Annotated in this window: 10 protein-coding genes; 4 read left to right on the top strand and 6 right to left on the bottom strand. The window is 70.2% G+C overall.

Annotated elements, in window-relative coordinates; translation table 11 throughout:
* Positions 1-16: 16 nt before the first annotated feature.
* Entirely contained in the window at positions 17-1,189 is a 1,173-nt protein-coding gene (locus OG746_RS09745; protein ID WP_266713493.1) for a cystathionine gamma-synthase, read from the bottom strand.
* Positions 1,190-1,296: 107 nt separating this feature from the next.
* Between OG746_RS09745 and OG746_RS09740 the strand changes: the two genes are divergently transcribed.
* Together OG746_RS09740 and OG746_RS09735 are read left to right on the top strand one after the other, a co-directional pair.
* Positions 1,297-2,394, top strand: coding sequence for a hypothetical protein (locus OG746_RS09740; protein WP_266713491.1), 1,098 nt, complete (start codon positions 1,297-1,299; stop codon positions 2,392-2,394).
* A 259-nt stretch (positions 2,395-2,653) separates the two neighbouring features.
* A complete protein-coding gene (locus OG746_RS09735) occupies positions 2,654-5,527 on the top strand; it encodes a family 43 glycosylhydrolase (RefSeq protein WP_266713489.1) in 2,874 nt (957 codons plus the stop codon).
* Positions 5,528-5,572: 45 nt separating this feature from the next.
* Here OG746_RS09735 and OG746_RS09730 read toward each other — a convergent pair whose 3' ends face one another.
* Both OG746_RS09730 and OG746_RS09725 read right to left on the bottom strand, forming a co-directional pair.
* Positions 5,573-5,914, bottom strand: a complete 342-nt coding sequence (locus tag OG746_RS09730) for a DUF1330 domain-containing protein (protein ID WP_266713487.1) — start codon at positions 5,912-5,914, stop codon at positions 5,573-5,575.
* A gap of 135 nt (positions 5,915-6,049) precedes the next feature.
* Positions 6,050-7,093, bottom strand: a complete 1,044-nt coding sequence (locus OG746_RS09725) for an NAD(P)-dependent alcohol dehydrogenase (protein WP_266713485.1) — start codon at positions 7,091-7,093, stop codon at positions 6,050-6,052.
* A gap of 128 nt (positions 7,094-7,221) precedes the next feature.
* Between OG746_RS09725 and OG746_RS09720 the strand changes: the two genes are divergently transcribed.
* Entirely contained in the window at positions 7,222-8,136 is a 915-nt protein-coding gene (locus OG746_RS09720) for an MmyB family transcriptional regulator (RefSeq protein WP_266713483.1), read from the top strand.
* A 57-nt stretch (positions 8,137-8,193) separates the two neighbouring features.
* Positions 8,194-8,811 (top strand): TetR/AcrR family transcriptional regulator, encoded by a 618-nt coding sequence (locus OG746_RS09715; protein ID WP_266713481.1) that lies wholly within the window; start codon positions 8,194-8,196, stop codon positions 8,809-8,811.
* Positions 8,812-8,924: 113 nt separating this feature from the next.
* On the opposite strand, the gene OG746_RS09710 is transcribed toward OG746_RS09715, so the two are convergent.
* The 3 genes from OG746_RS09710 to OG746_RS09700 all read right to left on the bottom strand — a co-directional run bounded on the left by OG746_RS09710 (position 8,925) and on the right by OG746_RS09700 (position 13,175).
* A complete protein-coding gene (locus OG746_RS09710; protein WP_266713479.1) occupies positions 8,925-9,704 on the bottom strand; it encodes a group II truncated hemoglobin in 780 nt (259 codons plus the stop codon).
* 79 nt (positions 9,705-9,783) lie between these two features.
* On the bottom strand, positions 9,784-11,073 hold the full coding sequence (locus OG746_RS09705; protein WP_266713477.1) for an LCP family protein: 1,290 nt from the start codon (positions 11,071-11,073) through the stop codon (positions 9,784-9,786).
* Positions 11,070-13,175: a bifunctional polysaccharide deacetylase/glycosyltransferase family 2 protein gene (locus tag OG746_RS09700; RefSeq protein ID WP_266713475.1), complete on the bottom strand. Its 2,106-nt coding sequence runs from the start codon at positions 13,173-13,175 to the stop codon at positions 11,070-11,072. The genes OG746_RS09705 and OG746_RS09700 overlap by 4 nt, the downstream gene beginning before the upstream one ends.
* Positions 13,176-13,394: the final 219 nt, after the last annotated feature.

Genomic DNA, 13,394 nt, shown 5'->3' with positions numbered 1-13,394 from the left:
TCCTTTACGGGGAGTACTACTTGTCGAGCGCCTGCTGGAGGTCGGCGAGCAGATCGTCGACGGACTCGATGCCCACGGAGAGGCGTACGAGATCGGCGGGGACCTCCAGGGCGGAGCCCGCGACGGAGGCGTGCGTCATCCGGCCGGGGTGCTCGACGAGGGACTCGACGCCGCCCAGGGACTCGCCCAGCGTGAAGAGCTTCGCCCTGTTGCAGACCTCGACGGCCGCTTCCTCGCCGCCCTCGACCTGGAACGACACCATGCCGCCGAACGCCTTCATCTGCTTCGCCGCGATCTCGTGCCCGGGGTGCTCGGGCAGGCCCGGGTAGAGCACCTTCGTGACCCGCGGGTGGCGGGAGAGCATCTCGGCGACGCGGGTCGCGTTCTCGCTGTGCCGGTCCATGCGGACGGGCAGCGTCTTGATCCCGCGCAGCACCAGCCAGGCGTCGAACGGGCCCGCCACCGCGCCCATCGCGTTCTGGTGGTACGCGAGGTCGTCGGCGAGCGACTGGTCATTGACGACGAGCGCGCCGCCGACGACGTCGGAGTGGCCGCCCATGTACTTGGTCATCGAGTGCACGACGACGTCGGCGCCGAGCGCCAGCGGCTGCTGGAGGTAGGGGCTGGCGAAGGTGTTGTCGACGACGAGCTTGGCCCCGGCCTCGCGGGCGACCTGGGCGACGGCCGCGATGTCGGTGATGCCGAGGAGCGGGTTGGAGGGCGTCTCCACCCACACGGCCTTGGTCAGCGGGGTGATCGCGGCGCGCACCGACTCGACGTCACTGGTGTCCGCCACCGAGAACTCGACGCCCCACCGCATCACGACCTTCGCGAACAGCCGGAACGTGCCGCCGTACGCGTCGTTCGGGATGACCACGTGGTCGCCGGGGCTGAGCAGCGTCCGCAGCAGGCAGTCCTCGGCGGCGAGCCCGGAGGCGAAGGCGAGGCCGCGCCGGCCGCCCTCCAGGGCGGCGAGGTTCTCCTCCAGGGCGGTACGGGTCGGGTTGGCGCTGCGGCTGTACTCGTAGCCGCCGCGCAGGCCGCCCACGCCGTCCTGCTTGTACGTGGAGACCTGGTAGATCGGCGGGACGACGGCGCCGGTCACGGGGTCGGCCGTGTTGCCGGCGTGGATGGCGGTGGTCTCGAAGCCGCGCGGGGTGCTGCCGCTGTGGCTGTGCGTGTCGCTCATGGGGGCCGAGCGTAGGCGCTCGCGCGCGCGGAGGTGGGGCGCAGCGCCCTTTTGTCGCCACTGTGGCCGGGAACCCCATGCCGGACCGGCACGTTAGCGTTGTTGATATGGGAATTCTCTGGGGGCTGATGGCCGCGGTCATGATCGGGCTCGTGGTGTCGCAGTTGCTGCGGCGCCGCGGCGGGATTCGGCAGGTCGCTCCGGGGTCCCCGGACGCCGCGGACCCGGCGGACTACGGGTTCATGCTTCAGGAGGACCTGGACGTCCGGCTGCCGGGGCCCGACCAGGATCTGCTCGACGTGATGTCGGTCGTGCAGCGCAATCAGGACTTCACCGCGGCCTCCCAGCTCCTCGCCGGGACCGGTAAGGAGACCGAGACCCGGTGGGAGCGGGTACAGGCGATCGCCGGCGCCGCCGCCCTCGAGGCCCAGCAGACGCCGCGGCTCGGTGCCGGGTGGCTGCACGCGTGGCGGTCGCAGGCGCCGAAGGACGCGGGCGGGGCGCAGGTCTTCGCCGAGTTCCTGGTGCAGCAGGCGTGGCGCGGCGGCGGCACTCCCGACGAGCAGCGGATCGTCCTCGAAGAGGCGCGCAATGCCTGTGACCAGGCGGCGATGCTGGCTCCCGGCGACCCCGTCCCGCACATCACGCACCTCGCCGTCGCGCGCGGACTCGGCTATTCGCAGGCCGAGTTCGAGCAGCTGTGGCTGAAGATCCTCGACACCGCGCCGGGCCACATGGGCGCGCATCTGGCCGGCCTCCGGTACTGGACGGAGAAGTGGCACGGCTCGCGCGAGCAGGCCTTCTCGTTCGCCGAGGCCGCCGCCGCGCGTGCGCCGCGCGGTTCGCTGCTCGCGGCGCTGCCGCTGTTCGCGCTGTACGAGCACGTGCCCGAGGTGAACCTGGTGCGCGGGTTCTACGAGAGCGTGGTCGTCACGAAGGCGCTGCACGGGGCGCTGTTCGCGGTGCACGCCGCGCGCCCCGACGACCCGATGCTCGCTCACGTACGGCACCTGCTGGTGTTCTTCCTGGTGCGCAGCGAGCGCTGGTCCGAGGCGATGCGGCAACTCGTGCACGTCGACGGCCACGTGGGCGCGATCCCGTGGACCGCCGAGTACGACCCGGCGGCCTCGTACGCCGTGTACCGGGCGCTCGCCGTCGCCGGTTACGAGGCGAACGGCGGAAGCCCGGCGACGCTGCGGCACTGACCCGCCGTCGCGGAGGGGACCGTTCACCGGATGTGCCGGTGGCTCGACGTGGGGCTCGGCCCTGACGCCTCAAAGGGTGGGCGCTGTAGGGCAGTTCGCGGCATTTGACGTTCGGGATCTCGATCGATCTTCGATTTCTCGGACCAATGTGCATCCAGGATCTTGACCGGGCGACCGCGTACTTCTTCACTGGCCAACGCCGACACCCCTGCCATCCCCCGCCACCACGGACTCCCCCGCACCCCGAGGACTGGTACGCATGCCCCGTAACGGAACGTCCCGTCCGCCCGCCGCCGTCCTGTCCCGACGGAACCTCCTCGTCGCCGGAGCGCTCACTCTGGGGGCTTCCACTCTCGCCTCCCCGAGCCCCGCCAGTGCTCGCGCTCGCGCCGGGAGCGCCGACGCCGGCGGATACGAGGGCTATCTCTTCGTGTACTTCACCGGCGAGGGCAGCGCGGACGGTGAGCAGATCCATCTCGCACTCAGCCGGGGCGACGACCCGCTCCACTGGCGGGAGTTGAATGGAGGCGAGCCCGTTCTCACCTCCGACCTCGGCGACAAGGGTGTGCGCGACCCCTTCGTCATCCGGTCGCCCGAAGGGGACAAGTTCTTTCTCATCGCCACCGATCTGAAGATCCATGGCGGGGCGGGCTGGGACTACGTGCAGCGGCACGGCAGTCGGTCGATCATCGTGTGGGAGTCGGCGGACCTGGCGGAGTGGGGCGAGCCGCGGTCGGTGCGGGTCTCGCCGGAGACCGCGGGCAACACCTGGGCGCCCGAGGCGTATTGGAGCGAGGAGCTCGGCGCGTACGTCGTCTTCTGGGCGTCGAAGCTGTACGGCGAGGACGACCCGGAGCACACCGGCGACACGTACAACCGCATGCTGTACGCCACGACCACGGACTTCGTGACCTTCACCGAGGCCAAGGTGTGGAACGACCCGGGGTATTCGGTCATCGACTCCACCGTCATCGCGCACGACGGGACGTACTACCGGTTCACGAAGGACGAGCGGTCGGCGTCGCAGTCGCCGTACGGAAAGTTCATCCTGGAGGAGAAGTCCGAGGACCTGCTCTCCACGGACTGGGAGACCGTCGCCGAGGGCATCGGCATGGGCTCCATGGCGCAGGGCGAGGGGCCGCTCGTCTTCAAGTCCAACAGTGAAGAGAAGTGGTACCTGTTCATCGACGACTACACCGGCACCGGCTACATGCCCTTCGAGTCCACCGACCTGGCGGCCGGCGAGTGGACGAAGGCCGCCGAGTACCGGCTGCCCGCGGCCCCGCGGCACGGGACCGTACTCCCGCTGACGCGTGCGGAGTTCGACCGGGTCAACGCCAAGTGGGGCGTCGCTCCCGTGCGCGCCGACGCCGACGGGCTCGTCGCCCACTGGCCGCTCGGCAGCGACGCGAAGGACACTTCCGGGCACGGCTATCACGGCACCGCGGCAGGGGACGCCGACTGGGACGACGGCGCCCTCGTGCTCGGCGGCGCGAGCGGACACGTGAAGCTGCCCGACAACATGCTGGCCGGCGTGGACTCGGTGACCGTCGCCGCCGAGGTGTGGGTCGACAGCGACCAGGCGACGCCGTACTTCCTGTACGGGTTCGGGAACACCGCCTCCTCCACCGGTTCCGGCGACGGCTATCTCTTCGCCACGGGCGGCAGTGCCGACAGCGGCTTCCGGGCCGCCCTGTCCGACGGGAACTGGAGCAAGGAGCAGGCCGCCGCGTCCGACACCGGGCTGGCGCGCGGGCGTTGGGCCCAGGTCACGTACACCGTCGACGGCGACACCGCGCTGCTGTATCTCGACGGTGCGGTCGCCGCCCGGAACAGCGCCGTCACCCTCATGCCCTCGGACATCGGCGGCGGGCGCACCACGGCCAACTATCTGGGCCGGTCCCAGTACGCCTCCGACCACACCCTGAAGGGGCGGCTGCGGGACGTACGGCTCTACAACCGGGCGCTCTCCGCCGACGAGATCGCCGCGCTGCCCGCCAACGCCACCCGCATCCGGGGCGTGGAGGCGAAGGAGCTGAAGGTGCCCGCCGTCATCGAGGGCGACGGGTCGACCGTCGTGCTGCCGGTCGAGCCGGGCACGCAACTGCGCGCCCTGCGGCCCGAGTTCACTCTCGCGCCCGGCGCCCGGATCAGTCCGGCGAGCGGCAAGCGGGTGGACCTGCGGCGGCCCGTCACGTACACCGTCACCTCGGCGGCCGGCGAGCGGCGCAAGTGGAAGGTGTCGGCCGTGGAGATGCGGACGCCGGTGCTGCCCGGCTTCCACGCCGATCCCAACATCGTTGCTTTCGGGGGGACTTACTACCTCTACACGACCAACGACGGGTTCGACGGCTGGAGCGGTACGACCTTCGGCGTCTGGTCGTCGAAGGACCTCGTCCACTGGGTCGATCGCGGGGTCATCCTGGATCTCGGCAAGGACGTGAGCTGGGCCGAGTCCCGCGCCTGGGCGCCGACCATCGCGGAGAAGGACGGGCGGTTCTACTTCTACTACTGCGCCGAGGCGAAGATCGGGGTCGCCACGGCCGACTCGCCCACGGGTCCTTTCACCGACAGCGGGAAGGTTCTGATCGCCGCCAACCCGGACGGCGACGGACAGGCCATCGACCCCGCCGCCTTCACGGACGACGACGGGCAGACGTATCTGTACTGGGGCAACGGGTCGGCGTGGGTGGTACCGCTGGACGAGAACGACATGACGTCGTACGTCCCGTCAAAAGCACGGCAGATCAAGGGACTTGAGGACTTCCGGGAAGGGTTGTTCATGGTGCGGCGAGGCGGCCGGTACCACCTCACGTACTCGATCGACGACACCCGCAGCGAGAACTACCGCGTCGGGTACGCCACGTCCGACTCGCCGTACGGGCCGTTCACCTACCGCGGCGTGGTGCTGGAGAAGGATCCGGCCCAGGGGATCCTCGGCACCGGGCACAATTCGCTGCTCCGCGTGCCCGGCACCGACGAGTGGTACATCGCCTACCACCGGTTCGGGATGCCCGGCGGCGACGGCACCCACCGCGAGACCACCATCGACCGCGTCACGTTCGGGGCGGACGGGCTGATGCGACCGGTCGCGCCGACACTCGACGGGGTACGGCCGCGGCGCGTCCCGTAGGGCGAGCGTGACGCCGTTCGCGACCGGGCCGTTGGGTCCTTGGGCCTACGTCTCGCGCATGGCCGCGGCCGTGTGCGCCGCGTCGTACCCCGGCGGCACTCCGTCCAGGAGCACCAGGCTGCCGGGCAGGTGGTCGGTGCGCAGCGGGAGGATCTCCTGGTAGGCGGGGGACGCGTACCAGGCGTGGGCCGCCTCCAGGTCGGGGAACTCGATCATCACGATGCCGCCGGGCGGCTCCCCCTCCATCCACTCCCCCTTCTTGCCGTGGACCAGGAAGCGGCCGCCGTACGGGGTGAACGTGGACTGGACGCGCTCGATGTACGTGAGGACGTCGGGGTGCGGCGCTCCGGGCGTGGTGCCGAGTACGGCGATCGCGTAGGCGGTCATGAAAGAGCCCTCCCTCGGGTCCGGCAGGATCTGGTGGGTACGAGGACGATCCTGCCGGGACCCGGGGAGGGCGGCCATGACCTCTCAGGTCATGAAGGCCATGACGTCATGACCGATGTGATGTGCGGGAGGCGCTCAGATGGTCGCCGCGTCGATCACGAAGCGGTAGCGCACGTCCGAGCCGAGGACCCGCTCGTACGCCTCGTTGACCTGGCTCGCCTCGATCAGCTCGATCTCGGCACCGAGGCCGTGCTCGGCGCAGAAGTCGAGCATCTCCTGGGTCTCGGCGATGCCGCCGATCATGGAGCCGGCGAGCACCTTGTTGCCGCCGATGAGGGAGAACAGGTTGAGGGAGATCGGCTCCTCGGGGGCGCCGACGTTCACCAGGGCGCCGCCCGTCTTGAGCAGGCCCAGGTAGGCGCCGAAGTCCACCTGCGCGGAGACCGTGGAGAGGATGACGTCGAAGGTGCCCGCGAGCTCCTCGAAGGTCTTCGGGTCGCTCGTCGCGTAGTAGTGGTCGGCACCCAGCTTCAGGCCGTCGTCCTTCTTGCGCAGCGACTGCGAGAGGACGGTGACCTCCGCGCCGAGCGCGTGCGCGATCTTGACACCCATGTGGCCGAGGCCACCGAGACCGACGACCGCGACCTTCTTGCCGGGGCCCGCGCCCCAGTGCTTCAGCGGGGAGTACGTGGTGATGCCGGCGCAGAGCAGCGGCGCGGCCACGTCGAGGGCGAGGCCCTCGGGGATACCGACGACGAAACCCTCGGTGACGACGACCTTCTGCGAGTAGCCGCCGTAGGTGGGCTCGCCGTCCTTGCCGACGGCGTTGTACGTCTGGACGTTGCCCTTGACGCAGTGCTGCTCCTGGCCGGACCGGCAGGGCTCGCACTCGCCACAGGAGTCGACCATGCAGCCGACGCCGACCCGGTCGCCGACCTTGTACTTGGTGACGCCCGCGCCGACGGCCTCCACGACACCGGCGATCTCGTGCCCCGGCACCATCGGGAAGATGGCCTCGCCCCATCCCTCACGGGCCTGGTGGATGTCGGAGTGACAGATTCCGGCGAACTTGATGTCGATCAGTACGTCGTGCTCGCCGACGGTGCGGCGTTCGATGGTGGTGCGCTCCAGCGGGGCCTTGGCGCTGGGAACGGCGTATGCGGCAACAGTCGTGGTCATGGCTCCAAGCGTGCGCCCACCGCGCCCGATCGGCAAAGTATGCGCAGGTCACCGCTTTGCGTACGTCCAGTGGTCCTACTACTGGCGGGGTCAGGCTCCCGGTCGTACGACCGGGAATACTGGACAGCATGGACGAGAACGATGCGGCCAGGGAACCGGCGGCGGACCGCCCCGACCATCTGGACCGGCGCGCCGAGCTGAGCGAGTTCCTGCGCACCCGGAGGGCCCGGCTCAAGCCCGAGGACGTGGGGCTCGCCTCGATGGGGCGGCACCGGCGGGTGCCGGGCCTGCGGCGCGAGGAGCTGGCGCAGCTCGCCGGGGTCTCGGTCGCGTACTACACACGCCTGGAGCAGGGCAACGGGCGCAATGTGTCGGCGGAGGTGCTCGACGCGATCGCGCGCGCCCTGCGGCTCAGCGACACCGAGCACGCGCACCTCGTCCACCTGGCGAGCCCGACGCGGCAGCGCCGCAGGTCGCCGGCGCCGAAGCGGCAGCAGCAGGTGCGGCCGGCGCTGCGCCACCTGCTCGACTCGCTGGACGGCGTGCCCGCCTACATCGGCGGGGCGCGCTCGGACATCCTCGCCTGGAACCGGATGGCGGCGGCGCTCTTCGGCGACTGGGGGCGCATGCCGCGCGCCGAGCGGAACTGGGCGCGGCTCACGTTCCTGAACCCGGACTACCGGGAGCTGTTCGTCGACTGGGACTCCAAGGCGACCGACATGGTCAGCTTTCTGCGGCTGTACGCGGGGCGCAATCCCGAGGACCCGGAGCTGTCGGCCCTGGTGGGCGAACTCTCCGTCAAGAGCGAGGAGTTCAGGCGGCTGTGGGCCACGCACGACGTGAAGGAGAAGGGCCACGGCGTGAAGCGGATGCGGCACCCTCTGGTGGGTGAACTGACGCTCGCGTACGAGACGTTGCACTTGCCGGACGACGACGGGCAGTTCTTGTCCGTGTACCACGCGGAGGCGGGTACGGCATCGGCGGAAGCGCTGCGGCTGCTTGCGAGTTGGGGTGTGGACGACTCGTTGCGGGCGAAGCTGTAGACGCCGCGGGGCTCCAACCGCTTGACGGAGTGAGCGCTCACTCCGTACCTTCGGCGTATGCCAGCCACCACCAGGAAGCGCGCTCCCGGCATGAGTCCGGAGCAGCGGCGCAGCATGATCGTCGCGGCCGCGTTGCCGCTTGTCGCCGAGTACGGCGGGGCCGTCACCACGGGGCAGATCGCTCGCGCCGCGGGGATCGGGGAGGCCACGATCTTCCGGGTGTTCCAGGACAAGGACGAGGTGCTCGACGCCTGCGTCGCCGAGGCGGTCAGCCCCGAGCACGTGCGGCGCGAGCTGGCCTCGATCGATCTGGAGCAGCCGCTCACCGCCCGGCTCGCCGAGGCCGCCGAGGCGATGCGGGCCCATCTGGACCGGATGGGCGCCGTCGTCGGCGGGCTCTACGCGTCGGGGCGGCGGCGCGGCCGACCCGAGGGCGAGCGGCCCACCCAGGACGGCCGGCAGGCGTCCGCGCAGGCGATGCGGGAGGCGCTGAGCGAGCTGATCGAGCCCGACCGGGACGCCCTGCGGCTGCCCCCGGACAAGCTCGCCACGCTCTTCCTCGGCATGCTCTTCACCCAACTCCGCTCCCCCGAAGCGGATTTGAACCCGACGCCTGCCGAGCTCGTCGACGTACTGCTGCACGGTTCGCTGGCCGCACCCGGGAGCCCCTCATGACCGTCAGCCTCAACCACACGATCGTCCCGGCCGTCGACAACACCACGGCCGCCCGCTTCTTCGCCGACGACGCCCGGAACCTGTACGAGGTCATGTCCCCGGCGTAGCGCCTCTCAGGGCAGGTACGGAGGCGCCGCGCCCCACGTCCAGTGGGGTACCGGCTGTTCCTCCGGGCGCTCGGCCTCCGGGCCCGAGAAGTGGGCGGCGAGGCGTGTGCCCCACTCGATGTAGGCGAGGAACGCGGAGCGGAATTCCGCGTCCGCCGGCAGGGCCGCCTCGTCGGCCGCGTCCTGCATGAGGTTGACCCAGCGGCGGCGCTGCGGCTCAGTGACGCCCTTGCCGATGTGCATCGCGACCATGTGGCTGTGGCCGCCGTGCTGTTCGGAGTAGGCCGAAGGCCCGCCGAAGACCTCGCCGAGCCACAGGGCGACATGGTCCGCGTGCTCCGCAGGGAGGTCGGCGAAGAGCGGGCCGAGGAGGTCGTCCTTCACCACCTTCTCGTAGAACACGGACGTCAGACGGCCGAACGCCTCGGCGCCGCCCGCCCATTCGAAGAGCGTGGGGTCCGACGAGCCCGTTCCGCGCACCGTGGTCGGCGTGTAGTGGCGCATCTCATCGATGTACCCGACGTAGGGGCGGATCTCGGTGAGGAACACCGGGAAGAGCTCGGAGGTGCGGAAGCCCTTCAGGTGGTCCTCGGTCGACGTCCACACGATGCGCAGGATGAAGTGCTCGAAGTCCTCTTCGCAACGGGTGAGTTCGTACGAGACGCAGTGCTCCGAGGCCGCCAGCTGTTGTGCCGCGCGCGTGTACGCCGCCATGAACTCGGCGGAGCGGTCCTCGGGGATGCGATAGCGGATGTACTCGATGGTGCGCCGGGATCGAGTCGTCATGCCCCCAGCCAAGCACCGGCGCTCCGCTGTAGCCAGGGCCGGGGTTGCGGTTTCGGGGCTCTGCCCCGGACCCCGCGCCTCAATCGCCGGCGGGGCTTGATCCGGTCACCGGGCGGTCCTCCCTGAGCTCCGTGAACAACCGGTTCGCCTTCTGCCTGTCCCAGAGGATGGCGCTGCCCTTGGACGTGGCGAAGCCCAACGTGCGCACAGGTACGCCCAGTTGCCTGCCCTGGCCCGAGGACACCCCCTTCATCGCCTTGAACAGTCGGGTCAGTTCCGGAACGCCGGTCGACTTGTCCACGATGAGTGTGTCCAGGCCCGCGCCCGCGGTGCCGTACATGGTCGACGGGTTCATCAGCACCCCGGGCGACGACGCCTTCTTGGCCAGCGCGGAGAGGAACTTCTGCTGGTTGCGGGAGCGGCCGAGGTCGCCCTCCTTCTCCTGGTGGCGCTGGCGCACGAAGCCGAGCGCCTCGCGCCCGGTCAGGTTGTGGCAGCCCTTGGCCAGGTCGAGCCCCGACTTGTCGTCGACGATGTGCCGGTCGACGCACATCGGCACGCCGCCGACCGCGTCGACGATGCCGACGAACCCGGCGAAGCCGATCTCCGTGTAGTGGTTGATCCGCAGCCCGGTGTTCGACTCGACCGCGCGGACCAGGAGTTCGGGGCCGCCGAGCGAGAACGCCGCGTTGAGCTTGTTCTTCGCCGGCTTGTGGTGGATACCGGTCTTCGGGTCCACGTACGGCGGGATGGTGACCCAGGAGTCCCGCGGCAGGCTGGTGAGGGTGGTGCCGTGGGCGCCGGTGTGCAGCACCATCATCGAGTCGGTGCGGCGGCCCTCGGAGCCGAGCGACGAACCGGTGTGCAGGTTCTTGGTCTGCTTCTCGCTGAGGCCCTCGCGGCTGTCGGAGCCCACGATCAGGTAGTTCGTACCCTTGCCCGGCGCGGCCCTGCTCGGCAGCGACGCGAGGTCGACCTCCCCGTCGAGCCGGGTGCCCGCCCACACATACGTCCCCGCGCCCGCGAGCAGCACCAGCAGCACGAGCAGGCACAGCCCGCGCACCACGAGCCCGAACTTGGTGCGCCGCCGCTTGCGCTTGGGCTCGCGCTCGCTTCGCTTGTACCCGCCGTCGGCCCGCCCGCCGGGCCGGTTGGCCGGCACTGGGTCGAACGGGTGGTGCTCGACCTCGTACGAGTGGGGCTCGGGGGCGTACTCGTACCCGTGCCCGTGCCCGTACTGATCCACCTCGTACGGGTTCTGCTCCACCTCGTACGGATGCTGCTGCCCGTCGTACGGATGCTGCCCCGCCTCGTACTCGCCGTACGGATAGGGCGTCGGGGTGTGTGCGCTGGGGTTCAGGGTCGTCACCTCGCGACCGGCAGGTCCGGCTCTTCGGCCGTCCTGACGATGTGCTGGGCCGCCGCGGCGGCCGTTCCGGAACGGTGCATGCGCTGCCACTTCAACCGGCTGCCGCCCACGAAGGCCACCACGGACTGGATGACCACGAGGTACATCAACTGCCGGTACACGAACAGCTGGAAGGGCAATGACCAGAGCGTGCGCCTGCGCTCTCCGTCGAGCTTCAGAGCGTACGCCGCGACGACCATCTGGAGGGCGAGAAAGCCCACCCAGGCCACCACGGACGTGGTCGTGTCACCGGCGAACACGGCGCTGTAGAACATGAAGACGTCGATCATCGGGGCGAGGAGCGGCAGCACGACCTGGAAGAGGAACAGGTAGGAAAGGCCGCGCCGACCGAAGCGGCCCGCGGGCCCGACCTCCAGGACCGCGCCCCGGTGCTTCCACATCGCCTGCAGGGTGCCGTAGCACCAGCGGTAGCGCTGGCGCCACAACTGCCGCAGGGAGGTGGGGACTTCGGTCCAGGCGATCGCGGTCTCCTCGTACACGACCCGCCAGCCGGCCCGCCACAGCGCCATCGTGAGGTCGGTGTCCTCGGCGAGGGTGTCCTCGCTCAGGCCGCCGACGCCCATCAGCGCGTCGAGCCGGAAGGCGCCGATCGCGCCGGGCACGGTCGTCATGCACTCCAGGACCTCGAACATCCGGCGGTCCAGGTTGAACCCGAAGACGTACTCCAGATGCTGCCAACGGCCGAGGAGTCGCTTGCGGTTGCCGACCTTGGTGTTGCCGCTGACCGCGCCGACGGCCGGGTGGGCCAGCGGCTGGACCAGGCGCTGGATCGCGTCGGCCTCGAAGACGGTGTCCGAGTCGATCATCACGACGTACGGGCAACGGGTGTACTTCAGGCCGTGGTTGAGGGCCGCGGCCTTGCCCGAGTTGGGCTGGCACAGCACCTGCACGCGCGCGTCACGGGCCGCGTATTCGCTCGCGATCTGCACCGTGCGGTCGCTCGACCCGTCGTCGATGACGATGATCTGCATCGGCTGGTGGGTCGAGGCGAGCAACGAACGCAGCGTCGCGCCGATGCCCGCCTCCTCGTTGTACGCGGGTACGAGCACGGTCACCGGATCGCGGATCTCGCGCAGCCAGGGCGAGCCGGGACGGAACCGCTCAAGGCGTCTGACGTGCGCGCGGGCGAACAGCACGAGCACGAGCAGGCGCAGCACACCGAGGCCCGCGGCCGCGAGGAGCACCCACGAGATGGCCGAGACGAAGCTGCGGCCGAGGGTCTGGAACCAGATCAGGCCCTGCCCGAGCCAGCGCACGGGCGCGGCCACCTCAGCCGTTGCCTGCTGGTTGGTCTGCGCGCCCTCCGTGATGGTGGCGAAGTTCCTGGCCTGCGGATTCGCCAGCAGCTTCGCCGTCTCGCGGTAGCCGAGCGAGGTCTGGCTGAGCTGGCGCACCAGGCCGTCCCTGACCCGCTGCCCGGAGTGGTCGGCCGCGACCAGCGTGTAGCCGTCGGCGGACGCCGCCTGCGCGGCGGGCCACTCGCCGCCGCACATCGTGGCGACGGTGGTGGTCATCGGCATCCGCAGGAGTGTGGTGTGGAAGCCGCCGCTGCCCGCGAACGCGCTCTGGGTCAGGCCCAGTTCGAGCTTGCTGCGCACCTTGGACGAGCTGCCCATGTCGGCGCCCGTGTAGGTGTTGGAGCCGATGTCGTGCCCGTCGGCCCTGATCCGCTCGACCAGCTTCGGATGCTGAGCGGCCTTGGCGCCGTTGAGGAAGAACGTGGCGTGCGCGTGATGCTTCTTGAGCAGCGCGAGCAGTTTCGGCGTCGCCTTCGGGTAGGGGCCGCCGTCATAGGTGAGCGCGACGGTGCCGGGCCGCATCGAGGCGCTGTGCACCCGGCCGCCGTCGATGGACAGCACCGGGCCCGCGCCGGAGGCCGACGCGGGCACGGGCTGCGTGCAGGCAGGCTTCGTCCTGGCGCCGTCCACCTCGTTCTGGGTCCAGCCCTGGAAGAGGAGGGCGCCGAAGAGCACCGGCAGGGTGAGGGCGAGCAGCAGCCAGTGCGCCCGCGGGTCCCTTGCTTGTTTGTGCCGTGCCCCCATCAGGCGACGGCGCCGGCGTCGCCGCCCGGCCGACCCCGGTCCCGGTCCTGGCCCCGACGAAGCGACCACATTCGGTGCCCGTTCTCCACGTTCCACTCACACATGGGAGGCGAGTGTATTGATGCGGCCTTCCGGGAATTGGGGCATTGGGAAACATCTGGGACTGGTGTGGCACGTGACAAACGGCACACCTTCCGATTCGAGCACAACCCTTTGCCC

It is taken from the genome of Streptomyces sp. NBC_01016 (assembly GCF_026341035.1).
Lineage (GTDB): Bacteria > Actinomycetota > Actinomycetes > Streptomycetales > Streptomycetaceae > Streptomyces.
The sequence above is the reverse complement of the archived record's forward strand: the minus strand, read 5'-3'. Positions and strand labels throughout refer to the sequence as shown.